15 protein-coding genes are annotated in these 20,323 nt (G+C 62.9%); 9 read left to right on the forward strand and 6 right to left on the reverse strand.

Going from position 1 to position 20,323, the window contains the following annotated elements; translation table 11 throughout:
* Window positions 1-4 precede the first annotated feature (4 nt).
* The gene (locus tag GX515_05665) at window positions 5-1,603 is read left to right on the forward strand and encodes a D-aminoacylase (protein HHY32505.1); all 1,599 of its coding nucleotides are present in this window, start codon (window positions 5-7) and stop codon (window positions 1,601-1,603) included.
* Window positions 1,604-2,148: 545 nt separating this feature from the next.
* Complete coding sequence (locus tag GX515_05670) at window positions 2,149-3,363, forward strand: M20/M25/M40 family metallo-hydrolase (protein HHY32506.1); 1,215 nt, start codon at window positions 2,149-2,151, stop codon at window positions 3,361-3,363.
* 103 nt (window positions 3,364-3,466) lie between these two features.
* Here GX515_05670 and GX515_05675 read toward each other — a convergent pair whose 3' ends face one another.
* The 3 genes from GX515_05675 to GX515_05685 all read right to left on the reverse strand — a co-directional run bounded on the left by GX515_05675 (window position 3,467) and on the right by GX515_05685 (window position 7,534).
* The gene (locus GX515_05675) at window positions 3,467-4,654 is read right to left on the reverse strand and encodes a diguanylate cyclase (GenBank protein ID HHY32507.1); all 1,188 of its coding nucleotides are present in this window, start codon (window positions 4,652-4,654) and stop codon (window positions 3,467-3,469) included.
* A gap of 233 nt (window positions 4,655-4,887) precedes the next feature.
* Window positions 4,888-6,030: a magnesium transporter CorA family protein gene (locus tag GX515_05680; GenBank protein ID HHY32508.1), complete on the reverse strand. Its 1,143-nt coding sequence runs from the start codon at window positions 6,028-6,030 to the stop codon at window positions 4,888-4,890.
* A 649-nt stretch (window positions 6,031-6,679) separates the two neighbouring features.
* The gene (locus tag GX515_05685; GenBank protein ID HHY32509.1) at window positions 6,680-7,534 is read right to left on the reverse strand and encodes a DUF1848 domain-containing protein; all 855 of its coding nucleotides are present in this window, start codon (window positions 7,532-7,534) and stop codon (window positions 6,680-6,682) included.
* A gap of 539 nt (window positions 7,535-8,073) precedes the next feature.
* On the opposite strand from GX515_05685, the gene GX515_05690 reads away from it, so the two are divergent.
* From GX515_05690 to GX515_05720, 7 genes are all read left to right on the forward strand, one after another.
* Window positions 8,074-9,276 (forward strand): LacI family transcriptional regulator, encoded by a 1,203-nt coding sequence (locus tag GX515_05690; GenBank protein HHY32510.1) that lies wholly within the window; start codon window positions 8,074-8,076, stop codon window positions 9,274-9,276.
* Between the two features lie 80 nt (window positions 9,277-9,356).
* Window positions 9,357-11,981, forward strand: coding sequence for a hypothetical protein (locus GX515_05695; protein ID HHY32511.1), 2,625 nt, complete (start codon window positions 9,357-9,359; stop codon window positions 11,979-11,981).
* Window positions 11,982-12,010: 29 nt separating this feature from the next.
* Window positions 12,011-12,154: a hypothetical protein gene (locus GX515_05700; protein ID HHY32512.1), complete on the forward strand. Its 144-nt coding sequence runs from the start codon at window positions 12,011-12,013 to the stop codon at window positions 12,152-12,154.
* Window positions 12,130-13,428: a sugar ABC transporter substrate-binding protein gene (locus GX515_05705; GenBank protein ID HHY32513.1), complete on the forward strand. Its 1,299-nt coding sequence runs from the start codon at window positions 12,130-12,132 to the stop codon at window positions 13,426-13,428. The genes GX515_05700 and GX515_05705 overlap by 25 nt, the downstream gene beginning before the upstream one ends.
* A gap of 245 nt (window positions 13,429-13,673) precedes the next feature.
* Entirely contained in the window at window positions 13,674-14,612 is a 939-nt protein-coding gene (locus GX515_05710; protein HHY32514.1) for a sugar ABC transporter permease, read from the forward strand.
* The gene (locus tag GX515_05715) at window positions 14,609-15,502 is read left to right on the forward strand and encodes a carbohydrate ABC transporter permease (protein HHY32515.1); all 894 of its coding nucleotides are present in this window, start codon (window positions 14,609-14,611) and stop codon (window positions 15,500-15,502) included. Before GX515_05710 ends, GX515_05715 begins: the two co-directional genes overlap by 4 nt.
* A gap of 132 nt (window positions 15,503-15,634) precedes the next feature.
* Entirely contained in the window at window positions 15,635-17,530 is a 1,896-nt protein-coding gene (locus GX515_05720) for a cellulase family glycosylhydrolase (protein ID HHY32516.1), read from the forward strand.
* Window positions 17,531-17,552: 22 nt separating this feature from the next.
* Here GX515_05720 and GX515_05725 read toward each other — a convergent pair whose 3' ends face one another.
* The 3 genes from GX515_05725 to GX515_05735 all read right to left on the reverse strand — a co-directional run bounded on the left by GX515_05725 (window position 17,553) and on the right by GX515_05735 (window position 20,317).
* Entirely contained in the window at window positions 17,553-18,590 is a 1,038-nt protein-coding gene (locus GX515_05725; GenBank protein ID HHY32517.1) for an alpha-hydroxy-acid oxidizing protein, read from the reverse strand.
* Between the two features lie 125 nt (window positions 18,591-18,715).
* Entirely contained in the window at window positions 18,716-19,192 is a 477-nt protein-coding gene (locus GX515_05730; protein HHY32518.1) for a DUF134 domain-containing protein, read from the reverse strand.
* 93 nt (window positions 19,193-19,285) lie between these two features.
* On the reverse strand, window positions 19,286-20,317 hold the full coding sequence (locus tag GX515_05735) for a hypothetical protein (protein HHY32519.1): 1,032 nt from the start codon (window positions 20,315-20,317) through the stop codon (window positions 19,286-19,288).
* Window positions 20,318-20,323: the final 6 nt, after the last annotated feature.

The raw sequence follows: 20,323 nt of genomic DNA on the forward strand, positions 1-20,323 counted from the left end.
GCTGGTGCGGGACGGTGCGCTCCTCATCCGAGGCGCGAGGATAGTCGACGGGACTGGCTCTCCTTGGTTCTTCGGCGATGTCGAGGTCGCCGGCGACAGGATAGCCCGGGTTGGGAGGCGCCTCGATGCGACGCCCGGCGCTCGCGTGGTCGACGCCGAGGGACGCGTACTGGCTCCGGGGTTCATCGACATCCACTCGCACTCCGACGACACTATCCTCCTGAACCCGCGTGCTGAGAGCAAGGTCAGGCAGGGAGTGACATCCGAGGTCATAGGCAATTGCGGGTATTCCCTCGCGCCTCTGGAAGGCGGCGCGCTCGCCGATGTGAGACGGGATCTGGAAGACTCGGGCATTGACGTGCGCTGGAGGTCGTTCGATGAGTACCTGACGCACGTGGAGCGATCCGGCACGGCCGTGAACATCGCCTCCCTAGTAGGACACGGCACGGTGAGACGTGCGGTGATGGGATGTGTCGAGCGCGGCCCGTCCCGCGAGGAGTTGGACCGCATGAAAGCCCTTGTCGCGCGGGCGCTGAACGAGGGCGCATGGGGGATATCGAGTGGTCTCATCTATCCTCCGTCGTGCTATGCTTCCACGGATGAGCTCGTAGAACTCGCGCGGGTGGCCCGTGAGGCAGGGGGCATCTACGCAAGCCATATACGCAACGAAGACGACAGACTGGTTCAGGCGGTCGAGGAGGCCATCGCCATCGGTGAGAGAGCGCGGGTGCCCGTCGAGATATCGCACCATAAGGCTTCGGGCGTCCAGAACTGGGGCACGGTGCGCACGACCATCGCCCTCATGGACGAGGCTCGCGCACGAGGGGTGAACGTCGCCTGTGACGTCTACCCCTACACCGCTTCCTCCACATCCCTCTCTGTCATTCTGCCCCAGTGGGTCTTCGATGGCGGCCTTGACGCGGCCTTGCAAAGGCTCAAGGACCCGGCGGTGCGAGAGAGGATCCGTCCCATCGTGGAGGAAGAGGAAGGTCGAAAGCGCGGCTGGGACAAGACGGTGATATCGTCCGTCACACGAGAGCGCAACAGGGTTTTCGAGGGAATGAGCCTTCTGCAGGTTGCCGAATTGACCGGGAAGGACCCTTTCACCGCTGCGCTGGACCTCTTGGTCGACGAGTGCGCGGCCGTGCAGACAGTACGGTTCGGCATGTGCGAGGAGGACGTCGCCTACGTGCTTGCGTGGCCGGAGTCTTGCGTGGGAAGCGACGCCTCGGTACGAGCGCCGTATGGTCCTCTAGGCAAAGGCAAGCCCCACCCGAGAAGCTATGGAACGTTCCCGAGGGTGCTGGCACGATACGTGAGAGAACGGGGCGTCCTCCGGCTGGAGGAGGCGGTGCGCAAGATGACGTCGCTTCCAGCCTCACGAGTCGGATTGCCCGACCGAGGCATCATCCGCCCCGGGATGATCGCTGATCTCGTGCTCTTTGACCCGGATAAGGTTGCCGATATGGCCACTTACGCTGATCCTCACCGTTATCCCATGGGCATTGACTGGGTGTTCGTGGCTGGCACACCCGTCGTTGCACATGGCGAGCACACCGGAGCGACACCAGGGCGCGTGCTCAGGCGCGGGCGCGCGTCGTAATCAACTTACGCGCACAACGACCGCCGTCTCGCCCAGGGACCACCCGCCTACGGGTTTTGCGGCGGGCGGCATGAGGCTTGGCGCCGCGACCCACGCGTTGTTGTTCTCGCAAGACGTTCCTGCAACACCAGCCAACAGATCCTACCTTTACGCTACTGCCTCGTTGTAACATGATTGACAGGATACACATGCCTTGGTATACTCGTGGAAAAGTAGGGCGTAGCAGGGTGTGCGCCGGAGGCTTGTGTGAGGCCGCACCCCGAGTACGGACGCTGTGGGTTCTCGCCGCTTTTCTTGATTCTTGATCGAGGGCGCTAGGGTTAGCGGTCTTGCATGATATGGCGCCTGGAGTTCCGCCATATCGCGCGCCGGATTCGGACGGTCCGCGCCCCGGGCGCGCCGTCCCCGGACGGCAAGGGCAAGGCCGATAGCCTCGAGCGAGGCCTCGGCGCCGAGAAGTGGCGCGGACTTGCGGCGATCTACGGAGAACCGGGTGCGGCGAGGTGCCGGGTAGAGACGCGCAATGGAAGGGAGTAGAGAAGCAGATGAGCAGGGTGAGTAGTGGACGCCGCACAATCTGGGCACTTCTAGGAATCGTCGCCGTGATCCTTGCGGCGAGCACGGTGCTGGCCGCAAGCCCGCTGGACAACGCGTTTGCCTACGTAGACTCGCAAAGGGAAAGCATTCTCAACGACTGGATCACTCTCATCAAGATCCCCGCCCCTTCCAAGCAAGAGGACGATCGTGCCGCTTGGGTGAAGGCCAAGATGCAGGAGATCGGTCTCGCCGATATAGCTTCTGACGAAGCAGGGAACGTGTGGGGCAGCTATCCGGGGGCTTCCGGGGGACCGGTCCTCGTATTCGCGGCCCACATGGACACGGTGTTCTCCAAGGACACCCCGATCAACCCCGAGGTAAAAGAGGGCAAGATCTTCGCTCCGGGGTCCGGCGATAACACCTCTTCGGTAGTGGGCATGCTGTACGCCGCCAAGGCTATGAGAGCCGCAGGCGTCGTCCCCAAGTGCAAGGTGATCTTCCTCGCGACGGTCGAAGAGGAGATCGGCCTGAACGGGATGAGATACTTCCTCGAGCACAGCGGGATAACCCCTGATTACGTGGTGGCGGTGGACGGCGGGTTCGGGGGCGTCACATACGGCGCCCTGGGCATCGAATGGTACAAGGCTACCTTCAAGGTACCTGGAGGGCACACGCTGTCGAGCACAGGCAAGCCCAGCGGCGCGAAGTCACTGTCCGCTGCGATCTCCAAGCTGTATGAAATCCCCCTCAAGGAGGACCCAAAGTGCTACATGAACATCGGGACCCTTGGAGGCGGAACCGTGCCCAACGCGATTGCGAGTGAGACATGGTTCACCGCGGACATGAGGTCGCAGTCCGCCGAAGAGCTCGCCAAGCTGAGAGACCAGGTGCTCGCGGTCATAAACGACCAGGCAAAGGCAACCGGCGCAGACGTGTCCATCGAAGCGCTCACGCTCATCCCGGCGGGCCTGCTCCCCGGGGCTGAAAACCATAAGCTCACTCAGACCGCTGCCGCGGCCCTCAAGGCTGTGGGCGTGGAGAACCCGCGCTTCAGCGCGTCCGGAGCTTGCGATTCCAATGTGTCCATCGCGAAGGGAATCTACTCGGTGGCGCTCGGCGTAACAAAGAGCCAGAACGGCCACTCGGTCGATGAGGTCGCCGAGATCGAGCCGATCTACGCGGGAATAAAGCAGCTCATCTACATTGCCTCGATGATGGACTAAGGAAACCGACATGAGGCTCCGCGGACTCTAGAAGCCGAGCCAAGCTCTGAGAGGCTACAAGGCGCACACCCGCCCCCGGCACCACCGTGTCGTATGCGGCCTCTCACGTCGCGCATGCACGCGCGCGGCTCGGTTTCGCGCTGTACATCGCGTCGTCAGCGCTCTTGAAAAGCTCAGACATGCTCATCTCCATGGTTTCCCTGGTTGCCGCGCCGAGGGAGAGGCCGGTCAGGAGATCGGCCGCACCCGCCGCGTGCTGTCGAATGCGCTCGCGAATCGCCTTGGCCGCATTTGAGCCCGTGTTCGGGAGGAGCACCGCGAACTCATCGCCACCGATCCTCGCCACGATGTCGGAGGCGCGCACCGCACCCTTCACGATCTCAGCGGCGCGTCTCAAGACCGCATCGCCCGCCGCGTGCCCGTGCGCATCGTTGACTTGCTTGAGGTTGTCCACGTCGCAGATGATCATTGAGACCGGGAGGTAGCGCTCGGCGTCAAGCCGCCTCATCTCATGCTCAAAGCAGGCCCGGTTGTAGACGCCCGTGAGCCCGTCGTGCATGCTCAGGTACTTCAGTTTCTCCTCTTCCTTCTTACGGTCGGTAATGTCCCAGAAAACCCCGATGGTGCCCTTGACCGCCCCATCCGACCCGACAAACGGCGTTCCGGAAACCAGCACGTCAACAACCTCGCCGTCTTTCCTTATCATCTTGGACTCGTACCTATCTGACCGGCCCTTCTTCCGCCACTTCGTCTTCTCTCTGTATACCCGGTATTCCTCAGGCGAGGTGAACTCGGAAAGGTTCTTGCCAATAAGTTCCTCCGCGGTATATCCGAGCATTTGCGCAAAGGCGTTGTTCGCGAAGAGGATGCTCTCATTGAGGTCCACGAGGACCATGCCTTCCTGCATCAAGTTCACGAGCGCTTCGTACGCTCCCTGCGCCTGGTACTCCTCACCACCCGGCACCGCGCGGCCGTGCGCAGCATCGACGAAGCTCCCGAACACAAGCGCGCCCACCGCGAAGAGCGCGGTGTCCCACAGAAAAGCGCCTGCTTGCCAGGTATCCCTAGCAAGAGCGCACCCGCCTGACGCTGCGGCAGTCAGCACCGCGAACACGAGACCGCCGCGCACTCCCCCGTGCACGCACCCGACCAGGACCGCGGTCAAGCTCAAAACCAGCGAGGCTTCACGCCCTGCGATACACGCAGCCGTCACCAGTGCCGCCGACGTGACCACCGCCAGAACCGGGCTACGAAGCGCCATCTCCACACGATGCCACACACCACACCACACGCGGGCCGCGTCCACTTCTCGACTTCACCCCCTGCCCCTGCATGGACGTCCTCCTCGGACGTGCGCCCGGTACCGCGGATCTCAAGTGGCTGAACGCTCGTCTCATTCCACACTATGGGTGTAGTTCCAGCCGTCTTCTATCGGCCCTATGATACCATAGTCCTGTAATTTTGTGGAGACCCGGCGGCAGAAAACGGCGACACTTCGGGCACGGTCCGCCTCCGCCGCGCCCATCAAAACATCCGTCTCCTTGCAAGGAGGACCGCTGCCGCGAGGCTTGCGCCGAGCGAAACCACGAGCGTGCCTAGGAAGGCGTAGGGCGACCTCTGAAAAGGAAGCGCCACGTTCATCCCGTAGAAACTCGCCACTATGGTCGGGATGGAAAGCACTATCGTTACTGAGGTAAGGAACTTCATCACGATGTTTAGGTTGTTCGAGATCATCGAAGCGAACGCGTCCATCATGCCTGTGAGGATGCTCGTGTATATGTCGCCCATCTCGATGGCCTGCTTGTTCTCGGTTATGACGTCCTCGAGAAGGTCCTCGTCCTCGGGGTAGGCTCTGAGAACCCGGGCCGGGGACTGGGCGGCCGAATCTGTCTTCACGAGGTACACCCTGAGGAGCTTCTCCATGACGATCTCGTTGGACTTGAGGGACGTGGTGAAATACACGAGGCTCTTCTCCAGGTTCAGGAGCTTCACCACCTCCTCGTTCTTCATCGACCAGTGGAGCCTCGCTTCGATCTCGCTTGTCTGCTTATCGATCTGTCGCAGATATCTGAGGTAAAGCCCGGCGGTCTTGAAGAGGATCTGAAGGAGAAGCCGGGTTCTTTTGAAGGTATATAACGCCCTCGGCTTCGCGCTGACCAGCTCGGTAAGAACCAGGTTCTCTTTGAGACAGACGGTTACGATGTTGTCTTCGGAGATGATGATGCCTAGCGGGATGGTATCGTACAGAACGGGGTTGCCATTTCCGCACGCGATCGGAACGTTTATGAGGACCAGCACCTGCCCCTCCTCCGACTCGATGCGCGGCCTTTCCTCCTCGTCCAACGGGGCTCTCAGGAAATCCAGCACTGTGCCGAGCTCTTTGTGGACCCGGAGGATCTCCTCCTCGGTCGGGTTGAGAAGACTCACCCAGGTGCCCTTTTCGCCGATGGCATCGGTTTTCACAAGCTCTTCTTCGACCGTCTTGTAAGCAACTATCACCCGAACTCCCCCTTGCTGCGCGCGGTGCGACTCGCCTTCCGAACCTCGTCGGGGCCTCGCGCGTAACGCTCGCGTCCGCCCCCCTCGCCCTTCATCCACGGCGGCAATGTGTGTCACGTCACGCACCACGTGCGTTTTATCGTCGCGTCCGCGGGACCCCTGTAACATCACGCGGGGACAAGCAAAAGCCCCTCTCCGCAATCAGGACCGCTGGGGCGCTGTGGCATCACGGCCTCGAAACCCGGCAACGTGCCCAGGCGCTCCCACGTTCGGAGCCCTCGAACGCGCCCGCGGGCGCAGCATCCTGAGGAGTCGGCCGTAGCTCTCGCAGGCAAAAGCTACGTAGATCGCCAGGAGTTCGCGTCACTTTTCAGACCCACAGTCTTGGCGAAGGGTATCGGCCCTGCGCTCCGGGCATGGGACGCCCGCGCCGCGAATCGTGCGGATTTGGCGGGCGACCTGGCCAAATTCCCCACAACCCGTCGTGCAAGTGCCGGCAACCCTGGCACCCTCAAGAAAAGAAACGAAAACTCGTGGCACCACAGTTAGATGCTCAGGACATGTGCGATGAGCGGGCTTGAGCACCGGGTGTCGTTCGGCCGGGTACTAGCTGGATCGCCGTCCACGCTCGTCTCCCCCCTTTTCATTATTTACTATATGTCCCCTGCATCTGCCAGTCAATGAAAAAGAGATGTCTCGGGCACCACGTTCCGCATGCCGCGGCCGCCCGAACACGCACGGGCCCACACGGGCAGGCCGGCTCCGACACCCCCAAGGCCAGCACCAGCCCCCGCCCGAAGCGGAGCCACACCCCAGCTTACATCGCATAGCAGTACACACAACCGTGACGGCACGTGCCGTACACCCCGATGTCCCTGCTCACGACGCACCCGCATGCTGCGCGTTGGCCGGGGTCCTTCCTGGCCTGAACGTGGATGCCGAAAACGCGCGCGATGTACTCGTCGTCAATGCACTGTCCGGGCTTGATGCCCAGGTTCTCCAAGCTGTTCTCCTCGGCGCAGCTCGTGATCTCCATGCCTGACTCGTGGGCAGCACGTGCCATGCCGGCGAGAAGGTCTGCCGTTGCCGGGTCGTCCGCGGTGACCCTTCGTTCGACACGTATCCCACGTGCAGCCAGCCGTCTGAGACGGGCGCTGGAGCCGCGATAGTCGTCGAGGAGGCTTATGACGACGCGCCTGGTCTTGCCTGCCAACGCGTCGGCGATCTCCCTGAACCGGCGCCCGTGGTACGAAACGTCTGTTACGCTGGTGAGCACGATCGGGTCGTAGCGCCATATGACCCTCTCGGGGGAAACAGCCGCGGAAAGGCGCGCGAACGTAGCGAGCGTCTTGTCAAGAGGAGGCACGCCTGGCTCCAAGAACGATGGGTACCCGTTCACCGTGAAGTGGAAATAGTACCTAAACCCCCTGGTATCGAGCTCCTGCAAATGCGCGAGCATGGGCTCGGGGTCCTTGCTCCAAAAGACTATGACCTCCACGTCCTCAGGCCGGAGCGATACCACAGAGACTTGTTTCGGGTTGAACGGGTTGGGACACCTGCAGTACCCATCGCGAATCCGGTCCATCAACCACTCCGCGAAGAACTTCGGGATGTCCGTCCTTCGGCTCGCGCTTATGATCATGAGGCTCCACCCCGTTCTGAGAGGCGTCACACCTGGGCTGGATCGTCCTGCGATCGCCCCAACCGCATTTTACATCGAAACCCACGGCGAGCAAACCTCGAGAGTCCGCGGGGACAGCGGAACGACCAGAAGCCGACTCCACCGGGACAACCCGTCCATCCTTGAGGGTTCGGCTCGGGGTGCGGGCACGCACGTTACCCATGCTCGTTGCGCAATTCTGCGCAACGAGCATGCTTGACCTGCCAAGGCGGCTGCTGGCGCGTTCCTGCCCAGCTCCACGCGGTATAATCGCACGTTCCGCCCGGGCGTGGAGGTCAGGGAAATCCATTCTGATAGGAGGAATCCGGCAACTCACGTAGTAGTAAATGAGTGCATGAGCAACATCTGCGCACTGTCGCGCAACACCGCGCCCGCTAGCCCCCGGTAGCGCGCGATGCGGTCCTGGGACGCTCCAAGCGTGGGTCCCGTGTGCGGGCGGGCAGGGAGGGCGGCCCGCCGGGGCGCAAAGGCCGCAGCGGAGGGCACAAGAGCCGCGCGAGAGGCACCATGACAAGGGAGACGATGGTCCAGTGGACACAACCATACGCGAGATAGCAAGGCAGGTGGGCGTGTCGCCCTCCACCGTATCGAGGGCGCTGCGCCGCGAAGGTAGGATCAGTGAGACGACTCGCGCGCGGGTGTTGGCCGTCGCGCGATCACTGGGCTACCACGTGCCAGGCGACGTTGCGGCCGAGCCTGCGCAGCTCAGGGCGCCACTCAACGCAGACGCTGGCGCTGCGCCGGGTGGGGTCATTCTCACCGGCCCACGGAGCCCAAAAGGCGCAACAGCCACCCCGGGTCAAGGTCCGGGCCCAGGTCCGCGCGGCCGCGCAAACATAGGCATAGTGTTCAACAGGCGCCTATCCTCGCTGGTGACGGACCCCTTCTACGGGGCGGTGGTGGCTGGCATCGAGGAAAGCCTCCAGAGACTGGGCTTGCGGGTTTTCCTCAGGAGCATAGACGGGGCCGGCGACAACGCCGACTTCTTCGCGGCGGACCAGACGGGCGAGACGGGCTTCGCAGGGCTGTTGCTGGTCGGGTGCGACGTCCACCCGCGTGTCGCGAGGATCGCCCGCGAGAAAGGTATCCCGGTGGTTCTAGTGGACAATGAGCTTCCGGATGAGCCTGTGGATTGCGTCGTATCAGACAACGAGGCCGCGGCCCGATGCGCGATAGAGTACCTTTATCGCTCCGGGCACCGCCGAGTCGGTTTCGTGGGAGGACCGCAGTCCCACATATCGCTCGCTCAACGCTATGCAGGCTACGTCAAAGCTCTGGGCGAGTTCGGCATGGAGTTCCATCGCAAGTGGACGGTGTTCGCGGAGTCCGTGGATAGGCACGGGCCGCAGATCGGCTACGAAGGGGCACTCGGCCTCATGGACCTCGCCCAGCCGCCAAGCGCCATATTCGCAGACAACGACATGACCGCTCTCGGCGTGTTGAAGGCGCTTCACGAGCGTGGGGTGAGGGTTCCAGATGAGGTGTCCGTCATAGGGTTCGACGACATACAAGTGGCCAGCCATACTCATCCTCCCCTAACGACGATGCACATACCGAAGCAGCAGCTCGGGTCGGTCGCCGCCCGCAGGCTCGTGGACATCATCGACGGCGTCGACCCCGCGCCCGTCAAGATCGTTATCCGTGCGACGCTCGTGGTACGCGGCACGGTGGCCCCGCCCCCGCCTGAGAGTGAGGCAGCGTTGACGAAGGCCGGGGCGGAACCACAGGCGTAGGCGATAGGCACCGGCGGGAGCGCAACCCGCCCGGCCGAGGCAAGATCAGGCACGACAAGGGAAAACGGGGGCGTGAGCAGATGGAGTACCGTTGCTTGCACGAGTTGTCAGAGCGCGACACCGGCGTGTACGATACCCCGTCAGGCCCGGTCGTCACGTCGTCCGGGCACCAAATGGTTTTCGAGCGCGGAAGCGATGGAAGGCTGCGCTTTACCACCAGGGTCCACGACGGGTCCGGATGGCATGTTGTCGCCGGCCTTCCCAACGTGCTCGTGGGCGGGGCGAGTTTCGACCTCGCGCCGTCCTCATATCGGCTCGAGGACTCCGGGCCCTCGTGCGGGGGCAGCCGCCGGGCCGTGGTGTTCTCCGGCACCGGCCTGGGGTATACATGGAGGCACGCCCCGGACGAGCGTCGCAGCGATATCGAGCCGCGCCCATCGTTGACCGGAGCCGCCTGCAGCGTCGAGCTGGAGGAGATGCGATATCCCTTCGACGCGGAGGTCTCCGTAGCCCCGGGCGACCCGTGGATCCACGTGTCCGTGGTCGTACACCTGAAGAGGCCGCTCGTCCTCCAGCACTCTCCATCCATAGAGCCGGAGCTCGTGCTGTGGATCTCGGAGTACGCCACCATGAACGAGCGTCAAAACCACGAGTGGCGCAGAGTGGTCATCTCGAACCCGACGAGGAACTGCACCGGTATGCGGGGAAACGATTGTCCCGCGGTGTATTGTTACGACCCCGTCCGCCGCGCCGAGGTCGTGCTTTACTACGACATGACCTCCATGAGGTGGATGTCCAGGGACAACCTGGCGAGGTTCGAGGACTACCTTTGCTCCAGCAAGCTGGGCGGACCGCACAAGGAGCGGTTCGGCGTAGGCCTTTTCGCCGACCATTATCACGGCCGGCTGTTCCCCGCCGGCGACCATGTGTTCCGGTATTCGATTTGTCAGCGCTATCGCCGTGAGATCCCTTCACAGTGGGACGCCTTGGCCACGCTGGTGGACAGCATCTCCGTCCTCTTTCTTTCGGACGAGGAGGGCCTCGGAGACCTCGATGCCAAGGGAACGACGCGCGCCGCGCACCTCAGCACCCGGACGCACGCGCATGGCGGTACGCAGGTCTGCGCATGTCCGTGGCGAGAGATGGCGTCGGCAGCCCTGGACGAGCTTGTGCACGATCCTGCGTGCCAGACCGAGGTTGAGGGGGTGTGGGGGCACCCCGCGTACGTTCGGTCAAGCTCGCGTCAGTGGACTGAGCCGAAGTCGTTCGAGCTCATGACCCAGGCTGACGTGCTCTGGCCTCTCATGCACTATGTCCGGGCGCTCCCGGGTCGAGCCGACGCGACCGACGGCACGCGCATGCCCGTCCCGGCGACGGACCTATCCAGCTATCTCGACCGCCTGGTGGCGACGCTTCCTCACTTCTTCAGAGAGGACATCGGTTTCATCAGCAACAACCATCCACACGCACGCGGCCAGGAGAAGGTGGACACCTGGTACTTCTTCGAAAACGGCCTCATAAAGTGGCCGTGGATCACTCGCCTCTTGGAGACGTGGCATGCAACGGTGAATTCGTGCCGTCCGGCGGGCCTCGCGCCTTCGGCAGCGGCGGACGCTTCGGCGCTTCGCCGCATGTTCCTCGAAGCCCTTGATGGCGCGAGGCGCTATGCCCGCAACGTGCGTTACATCTTCCCCCTTTTCTACGATCCCGCGACCGGCTCCCCCGTGGACTCGGGCACGAACTATTCCGTCGCAGGACTGTACGCGTACGGGGCAATACTCGGGTTTCGCGCAAGCGGGCGCGAGGAGTTCCTGGCCGAGGCGAACGAGGCGCTTCTCACAATGACGCGACTGCCCCTTGACGCGCTTTATCACGAGCCCCAGCAATTCGCCTTCGGGGCCCTAGCCGCGGCGGAGCTCGCGTCGCTCCTCCACGACCCCTCTCTCACGCGCGTCTCGCGAGACCTCGTCCGGGCCCAGTTGCGGATGCTTTACTGGTACGACGACGTCGCGCGCAGCCGCGGCGGATACCACACCCGCGGGTTATTCCAGGCGTGCGCGTCCATCCTATATCCAGCTTTCAAGGAGAACGTCGAGTCCATTCTTCCGTGGCTGCCTCTGCTCAAAAACGGCGGCTTCAATCCCGCGCTCCTCAAGATCCTCCATCTGCAACGATGGAACAACCTTTGTTACTTCGATCCATTCCTCCCAGAATCCGAGCGGACGGGGGCGCGCTGCCCTCACATTCCGTACGAGAACATTGGCACGTTGGAGCTGCCTGACTCCACCGGCTACGTGGGAAAGGAGATATACGGGGCCGGCGAAGTCCTGTGGCTGTACCTCATGTTCGAGGCATTCGCGAAGGCCTCCGACCCACACGTGGACGTGGTCTTCCTGGATCTTTTGGACTGGGACCAGCCATTCGCCGACCACACGACGCCGAGATCCGTCCTGGTGTTCAACCCCACGCCGAGGGCGTTCGAAGGCACGGTGGACCTTGCGCCGCAAATCTGCGCCCGCGCGTGTCCGGTGGATGTCTTCCGGCTCGCTCCAGTGGCGGTCGATGCAGGGGTTTACCGGCCGCAGGCGCGGCCGGAGACGGTGGCCTCTTGGGAGCATGCCGGAGAGCTGACTGCGAACGGGGGCCGCGTCGAGATCTCGATAGCCCCTGGTGGATGCTGCAAACTGGTGACGCGCCCAAAGTGACGGGCGGCACTCGTTCGGAGGGACTTGATGTGCGTCACGGTTGTGGGGAGGTGATGAAACAGGACAAGAACGATACCGCGCCGCCGTTTGACGGTCCCATGGCGTTCAAACCCGAAAACGCCCAAGGCATGCAGGGAGGGAGAATGAAATGTCAAGTCGCGTACGTGGTCTAGTGCTGCTGTTCGGAGTTCTCCTTTTCATGACATGTGTAGTGGTAGGCGGGACCCAGGAGGGGCTCGCCGCATCCAAGGTGAGGATCCGGCTCGCGACATGGGCAGGCGTGGAGGAGGCAAAGGAGCTGCAGGCCATCCTGGACCAGCTCAACGCGAAGTCCAGCACCTACGAGATCGTGCAGGAATCGAGCCCCGCGGAATACATGACGAAGCTCACCACCACACTTGCGGCTGAGACCGGCGCCGACCTCTTCTGGATCGCGCAAGAGTACGTGCCCAGCCTCGCTCAGAAGGGTACGATGATGGACATCACCGCGCGGGTGAAGGCTTCCAAACACCCAGCAGCCAACCTTGACGACTATTTCCCTTCGTCCCTGGAGCGAATGACCTACGAGGGCAAGATCTACGGGCTTCCGTGGATCAACCAGCCCGTCATGCTCTACGCGAATCTCGATCTCTTTGACAAGGCCGGCCTTTCCTATCCGGATGAGACGTGGGACTGGGACAAGTTCCTGTCGGTTGCGAAGACGCTTACCATCGACAAGAACGGCAAGCATCCGGATGACCCGGGCTTCGACCCTGCCAACGTCCAGCAATGGGGATTCACGCTGAACGGCTGGCCGCCCGTGCAGATGTTCATCTGGCAGGCCGGTGGAGACGTCATCAGCCCTGACTTCAAGTCCTGCCCTGTTGACTCGCCGCAGGCCATAAAAGGCGCTCAATTCTATGTCGATCTCATGAGCAAGTACCACGTGGCACCGCCGCTGTCCGTCATCAGGGACCGCGGGTTCGATACCATGTACCGTAACCAGCAAGTGGCCATGTTCATGGGCGGGGCCGCTGACGACCTCGACTACAAACCGTCGTTCAGATCCCAAGCGTTCCTGATCCCGAAGGGGCCGTCGGGCAAGCGGGCGAGCTTCATGTGGATGGCGGGCATGGCCATCAACGCGAAGACAAAGAACCCTGACGTCGCGTTTGAGGCGTTCCTGGACTTGTCGGACGCGATCCACCATTGGAAGGTCGTTCCGCCTCGCAAGTCCCTCGCGACCAGGGAAATGCTGCTTAAGCTGAAGCCTGAGAAGAAGCACTCCATCGACGCGATCGTGGCCGCTATGGAGGACACGCGAAGTTTCAGGATATTCCCCAACTATGCGGAATGGGACAGCATCTTCTGGAACCAGTTTGCTGACCCGCTCCTGAACGGGAGAGGCACTGCGGAGCAGCTTGCGAAGCGCGTCCGGCCGTTGCTGGAGAGGACGCTCGGCAAGTAACCGTTCCGAGATCGTCGTTCCCGCGTTCGGCCTGTCAGAGGGCTGCTCGCTCTCACCATGACCGTGGGCTGCCGGCGCTTGAGCGCGGCGCACGTGGCGGCGCCGGCAGCCACCTCCCAAGCGGACCGTGACTATTCGGGCGCGTGATGGTACTTGCGACTTAGCCGCGCCGAAGGAGGGGGTGTGAAGTGGAAAGCGGCATTTACCTGGGGACACTTGCGCGCTATCTTCTGACTTTCGTCGCGATGTGCCTGTTGTGCCTCGGGGTGTATGGTGCGCTCAGGCTCGCGCGCGCCCGCGAGGAGACCGCCGCGGGATACGCACTCATAACCCCTTGGCTCGCGGGATTTCTCGTGTTCACGGCCGGACCCATCCTCGCGTCCCTGGGCTTGAGCTTCACGTCATACGACCTTTTCAACCCGCCCAAGTGGGTGGGCCTCGAGAATTACAGGTGGCTCTTTTCCGATATACTCGATTTTTGGCCTTCCGTGAAGCTCACGCTCGCGTACGCGTTCCTCAGCGTTCCCGTGGGGGTGGCGGGCTCCCTGCTCGTTGCGCTGCTCCTTTCCGCCGACATCCGTGGCATAGGCATCTTCCGCACCATCTATTACCTGCCCGCGGTCCTCCCGGAGGTCTCGGTGGCCTTGCTCTGGAGGTGGATCTTCAACAGCGAGGCGGGCCTGCTCAACGCGGTGCTCGGCCCCATCTTTCGCCTGATCGGCCTGCAGAACCCTGATTGGTTCGGAGACCCGAGGTTCGTTCTCCCCGCGTTCGTAATCATGAGCGTGTGGGGCGTGTTCGGCATAAACATGGTGGTCTTCCTCGCAGCGATCAAGAACGTCCCCAGGGTGTTCTATGAGGCCGCTGAGATCGATGGGGCAGGCTCGTTTGCAAAGTTCTGGAACGTGACCTTCCCGCAGATCTCGCCAGTGGTGCTTCTGCAGATAATCATGGGCATAATCGGCGCACTGCAGATCTTTACCGTGGCCATGTTCGCACGACCGACCTCCGCGGCCGGGCGGTTCATGAACCAGCTCGTGTATGAACGGGGCTTCCTTCAGCTGAGAATGGGTGAGGCTTCGGCCATAGCCTGGGTGCTCTTCGTTATCATTCTCGCCCTTACCCTGCTCGTCTTCCGCTCCTCAACGGCGTGGGTGTATTACGAAGCGGAGGTGCGAAAATGACCGCAAGGCTCGAAACCACACTGGTCGTTGCACAGCGGGCAAGGCGTGTGCGGCGCGCGAAAGCGGTGGCATCAAGGACGGCCGCGTACGTCGTGGTCATCGCCGGGGCCGTTGTGCTCCTGGTGCCGTTCTTCTGGATGGTCTCGAGCTCTCTCAAGGAGCTCCAGGACGTCTTCGCTTACCCGCCGGTGTGGCTGCCCATCCCTCCGCAATGGCACAACTACCTGGATGCCTGGAGAGCGGTGCCCTTCGGCCGGTACCTGGCGAACACGGTCTTTGTGACGGTTCTCGGGATGTTCGCGGAGATCACGAGCTGCACACTTGTGGCGTACGGGTTCGCGCGCTACTCCTTCCCTGGCCGGAACGCACTGTTCTTCATACTGCTTTCCACGATGATGTTGCCATACCATGTGACCCTCATCCCGACATACATGATCTGGCGGAACCTCAAGCTCCTGGATACTTTCGACCCTCTGGTGCTGCCAGCGTGGACAGCGTGGGGGCCATTTTACGTGTTCCTCCTGCGCCAGTTCTTCATGGGAGTGCCGCGGGATCTCGAAGAGGCCGCGAAGATCGACGGCGCCAATGTGCTGCAGACCTTCGCCCATGTTATGCTCCCGCAGATCAAGCCGGCCCTCCTGGCAGTGGCCGTGTTCGCCTTCCGAGGGTACTGGAACAACTTCCTGGGGCCGCTGATTTACCTCAACAGCATGAGCAAGTATACGCTTACACTCGGAATGTACCTGTTCATGGGCGGCGTGAATGAGGCGCCGCAGTGGCACTGGCTCATGGCCATGTCCACGGTGCTTGCCGTGCCGATGCTCGTCACGTTTTTCCTGGCCCAACGCTACTTCATCGAGGGCATATCCTTGACCGGTCTCAAGGGGTGAGCCTCAAGGGATGCCGGCGTGCGCCAGCATTCGCATCGGCGTGAGAAAGATACGCACGCACACGCGTTCGCGCATCGCATGATGGGCGCGCTATCGACATGTCGACACACGGATAGATGCGGAGGTATGACAATGGACGATTTCATTTGCGGGGTGAACTACTGGCCGCGCGAGACCGGGGTCCACATGTGGAAGGAGTGGAATCCGGAGTCTATCGAAACCGAATTCGCGCAGATGGCAGCACTCTCCCTCAATTCCTGCAGGGTTTTCCTGCTATGGGAGGACTTTCAGCCCAACCCGGACACGATATCCGAGGACGCAATGACCAAGTTCGAGACACTGGTGCAGATCGCCCGCCGCCACGGCATCAGGCTGATTCCCACGTTTTTCACGGGCCACATGAGCGGCGAGAACTGGGACGTGCCGTGGCGGCGCGACCGCGATCCATACAGCGACCCCGGCATGTTGCGGGCCCAGGTGAGGCTCGTGGGTGAGTTCGCCAGGCGCTACCGCGACGAGCAGGCGATCCTCTTCTGGGACCTCGCCAACGAACCCGACGTCTTCTGTAAACCCCGCTCAGTGGACGCCGCGTGGTTGTGGACGTACGTTCTCTACCGGGAGATCAAAGCCCACGACCCCGTCCACCCGGTGACTTTGGGAACTCACGCCTGGTCCATCTTCACTCCCGGGCCGTTCCGGCTCGGCGATGTGGCCGAGGCATGCGACTTTCTTTGCATGCACCCGTACCCTTCGTACACACCTCTGTGCCCCGAGCCTCTCGACAGCCTGCGCAGCAGTTACTTCACGTCGTTCGCTTGCAAGCTCACCGAGGGTCTCGGAGGGAAAAGGGTTCTTTTGGAGGAATTCGGCTCATCCACGCAGATGGCCTCCGAAGATGTCGAAGGCAGATTCTTTTCGGCTGCCCTTTACAGCGCGCTCGCGAATGGTGTGACAGGCGCCCTCGCGTGGTGCTTCGGCGACTTCAAACGGCAGGACCGCCTTCCGTACGACTCCACCCCTTACGAAGTGGGGTTCGGAATAACCGCCGCGGACGGACGAGTGAAACCGAAGGGCGAGGCGCTTGCGTCCTTCGCCCGCGTCACGAGGGCCGCACGCATCGCGGAGCTGTCTCCGGCGCCGGCCCGCGCGGCCATACTCGTGCCCAAACGGTACTACGACAACCCGGACGAAGAAAACGGGCCTCTCCGAAATGCGGCTGCCTTGTTCGCGTCGTTCATCCTGGCCAAGCGCGCCGGGATGGACGTGGCTTTCGTGACCCCAGAGCAGCTGGGTGATGCCGCCCACGGGTACCGGGCTCTCTTCGTGCCGTGCGCCACGCGCCGCGGCACGCTGAATGTGACGGACTTCGCGGCGCTCAAAGCGTTCGTTGAAGCGGGCGGAACGTTGTACTGCTCATACGACGGCCTAGCCGTGGACGGCCTCGGGGAGCTCTTTCGTGTGGGAGTGGTCTCTTCGAGCGTGCCGCAGGGCGACACCTGGTCGCTGAGCTTGCCGGGTAGCGGCCCCGTGCTCTCAGGCCCGCTGCCGAAGCCGGTTCCCCCCATCCTGGCGAGGAAGCACCTGGCCGTCTCCGGGTGTTCCGAAGACGCGAACGGGTCCGGCCGGGGGATAGTCGTAAGCGAATATGGACAGGGCCACGCCGTGCTCGTAACGATGCCCTTTGAGCTTTACCTTGCCACGACCCCGTACGCGTTCGAGGACGAGTCTCAGCCCTACCATGCGGTCTACTCGCTCGTGGGTAAGCTCGCCGGCCTCCCCGACGGCGCACACGTGTGCGATCGCGGCCCCGATGTGGAGGTCAAAGAGTTCGTGTCGGCCGAGAGAAGGGCGATAGTGGCCGTAAACCACGGGCGGCAACAACAAGCGGTCCGCATCCGCGTCTCTGCAGAAAACGCCCGGCGACGACCTGCCTGGTCTTGGCGCCAGGAGCGTCCCATCTCTGCGGCCGGCGGCGCACTCGAGCTTGCCCTCGGTCCATCCGAGGGGGACATCGTGGAGCTGCCGTGACCCGCGTCACATGCTGGTTTGCTCAGCGCCAGACCACGTGCGGGCCGATGTCGCGGATCGTGCGGGCTCCCGTCAGGATCATGGCGATGCGCAGGTCATCGCGAATGGCCGCAAGCGTGCGGGCCACGCCCGTCCGTCCAGCCCCGAAGGCACCGATGGCGAGCGGTCGGCCCACCAGGACCGCGTCAGCGCCCAGGGCCAGGTACTTCAGGACATCCACGCCCGTGCGTACCGCACCGTCCGCCAAGATCGTGATCTTGCCTTTGACCGCGCGGGCGATCGCGGGGAGCACCTCGGCCACTCCAGGCGTGTGGTCGAGAGCACGCCCGCCGTGGTTCGACGCGACGATCGCCGCTGCCCCGCACTCCAACGCCATCTCGGCCTCATCGGGTGTCATTATCCCTTTGAGAATGAGCGGCAGCGATGTGGACCGCACGAGCTCCCGAATGTCCTCCGGCGACTTGGGCCCCACGGGCGCGCCGAGAAGCCGCATATTCACCAAGCCGGCCGCGTCGACGTCGATTCCGACGGCCGGTGCTCCAGCAGCCTCTGCGGCCTTGAACTTGCGAATGATGTCGGTGTTCGGGCCAGGTTTTACTATGGGAATGCCACGCCCGCCCGCTTCGCGAATAGCCGTGATCCCTGATGCAAACACCTCGGGATGACCACCATCTCCGGTCATCGCAAGGGTGCCCGCATCGAGGCAGCCGAACACCATCGCCCCGGCAAAGTCCGCCTCGCTCATGAGCCCGCGGAAGTTGATCTTCACGCCGGCCACGGGCGCGCCCAGAACCGGCATTTCGATGGCAAGCCCGAACAGCGTGGTTCGGAGATCAGGCTCCGCTGCGTCGTGCAGGACCCGCATGTTGATCTTAACGTCGGCAAGGGCTCTTGCGTTTCGGATGAAGCCGGCACCCGTGCCGATCCCGCCCATGCCCGGGACCTCACCTGCGCACACCGTCCCGTCGCACACTCGGCACACCCGGCAGATCCCTTGCATGCTCTCCTTCGCGCGCCTGCGTATCTCCGGAAGCTCGGGAACCTGGTCCGTCTGGCCCATGTCACGACCCTCCCCCTCGTTCTCGCCCTTGCGCGGACGCAAGAACGTGCTCTACCAGTGGTTCTGCATAATGCCGCGCGTCCCTGCCAAACCGGGCAGCCCTGAGCCCAGGCCTGTGGGGCCAGTCATTCGCGGTCCCATCCCTTGCCATGACGGCCCCAGGGCATGTTTCCGAATCCGTGGCCGTTCTGGTCGGTCCGGTGCACCTCGCCAGCTCCACACCTAGGACACGTGATCTCCACTCCGCGTTGCCCGGTTCCGAAGGGCACCTCAAACTCGTGACCGCACGCCCGGCATCGGAACTCACGTTTCGCGACTCGGTAGTTGCCGCCCTCCACACGTATAGCCGCGCCTTCGACGAGGGCCCTGGCGATCTTCTCCCTGGCGGACACAAGCACCCTTTGGAATGTCGGTCGAGAGACCTGCATCCTTTCGGCGCACTCCTCCTGTTCAAGCCCCTCGAGATCTTTCAGGCGGACGGCCTCCAATTCCTCCACGGAGAGCACTTCCTCCCGCAGATCGCGCATGGGAACCCCTGCAGGCTTGAACACGGTTACCTGCGGCAAGAACTCCACTCGCCTGCACTTGGGCGGCCGTGGCATCCTATCAACTCCCATCCGGTAGCGATGTGGCATCAGCTGTCTCTCGAGGCAATCGACCGAGCCCCGGAAGCAAACACTGCGCAGTTAACAATATTATACACCGCGAGCCGGTTCACCTGTATCACCGCCGGCGTCCGCATTGCCATCCCCGCCAGCTCTCTCACCGCAGCCGGTCATGCCGGTGCCGTTCCCGCCGCCATCGTAAGCAAGGCTCAGGGCTTCCCGGCTCACCGTCTTGTAGTAGTCCGCCAGCACCACCGCGAACCTCCCTTCGTCGAAGTCGCGGCTGCTGCGCCAGGGTCGAGGCACGCCGAGGCGTTTCGCGATCGCCCCTGGCACCACCGGAGGACTCACCGATACTGGCAAAGCCTCGACCTTGCGCACATCGCCCGCCCAGAAAGCCTCGGTGGAAGCGAAGACCGCCTCCAGAACAGCTTGGCCGTCGTCACGGGCACCATTCCCGGCGCCACTCCAAGTGCCTGTGCAGCCACCGCCAACCCCTTCAGCCCCTTGGCGGCTGGCTGCACAGTCGTGTTTTGCCGGAGCGGCAGCGCGTCTCGGGGAAGGCCTCCTGTCCACCCCAGGGCACTCGGCCTGCATACGTTTGGCTCTCAACGCGGCCATCAACCCATCGCGGCTCCGCCCACGGAGCAGGAAGAGCAAGAACGGGTCGCGGTCGAACTCCTGCCCGAGCACATAGTACACGGCCGCCACGTGCTTGCAGGGGTTCGCCCAGTCCGGACACGAGCAGGTCGTCACGATATCCCGCCCGGACGAAGGGAACAGCGAGACCCGGTTCCGGGTAAAAACCTCCTCGATGTTTTCCGGCATCTCGCCTGCCAAGAGGCGTGCTGCAAAAACCGCCTGTTCCGCCATGGCTGACGTTACCTTCTCCCATTCTGCGTCGTCAAGGGGCTTCACCCTGATGGTCACCCTGTAGGGACGGGCCCTCGATCCCTGAACCTTCGCCCTGACCTCCCCGGGCGCGACCACCACCTCAAGCACGTTCCCGTAACGAGCGTATGACCTCCCTCTCTGCAGGCGGTTCGACCAGCCGAACGACTCCAGCACCGAGATCCACCGTCTCGCCCACCAGTTCTTTCCGAACTCACCGCTTCGTGCCATCGATCA

It is taken from the genome of Bacillota bacterium (genome assembly GCA_012842395.1).
Lineage (GTDB): Bacteria > Bacillota > SHA-98 > UBA4971 > UBA4971 > UBA6256.

Bases quoted from the DNA above. Each gene is read 5' to 3' on its own strand.
- GX515_05705 (HHY32513.1), top strand. From the start codon at position 12,130: ATGTCAAGTCGCGTACGTGGTCTAGTGCTGCTGTTCGGAGTTCTCCTT.
- GX515_05695 (HHY32511.1), top strand. From the start codon at position 9,357: ATGGAGTACCGTTGCTTGCACGAGTTGTCAGAGCGCGACACCGGCGTG.
- GX515_05670 (HHY32506.1), top strand. From the start codon at position 2,149: ATGAGCAGGGTGAGTAGTGGACGCCGCACAATCTGGGCACTTCTAGGA.
- GX515_05715 (HHY32515.1), top strand. From the start codon at position 14,609: ATGACCGCAAGGCTCGAAACCACACTGGTCGTTGCACAGCGGGCAAGG.
- GX515_05735 (HHY32519.1), bottom strand. From the start codon at position 20,317: ATGGCACGAAGCGGTGAGTTCGGAAAGAACTGGTGGGCGAGACGGTGG.
- GX515_05720 (HHY32516.1), top strand. From the start codon at position 15,635: ATGGACGATTTCATTTGCGGGGTGAACTACTGGCCGCGCGAGACCGGG.
- GX515_05730 (HHY32518.1), bottom strand. From the start codon at position 19,192: ATGCCACGGCCGCCCAAGTGCAGGCGAGTGGAGTTCTTGCCGCAGGTA.
- GX515_05680 (HHY32508.1), bottom strand. From the start codon at position 6,030: ATGTTACAGGGGTCCCGCGGACGCGACGATAAAACGCACGTGGTGCGT.
- GX515_05725 (HHY32517.1), bottom strand. From the start codon at position 18,590: ATGGGCCAGACGGACCAGGTTCCCGAGCTTCCGGAGATACGCAGGCGC.
- GX515_05710 (HHY32514.1), top strand. From the start codon at position 13,674: ATGTGCCTGTTGTGCCTCGGGGTGTATGGTGCGCTCAGGCTCGCGCGC.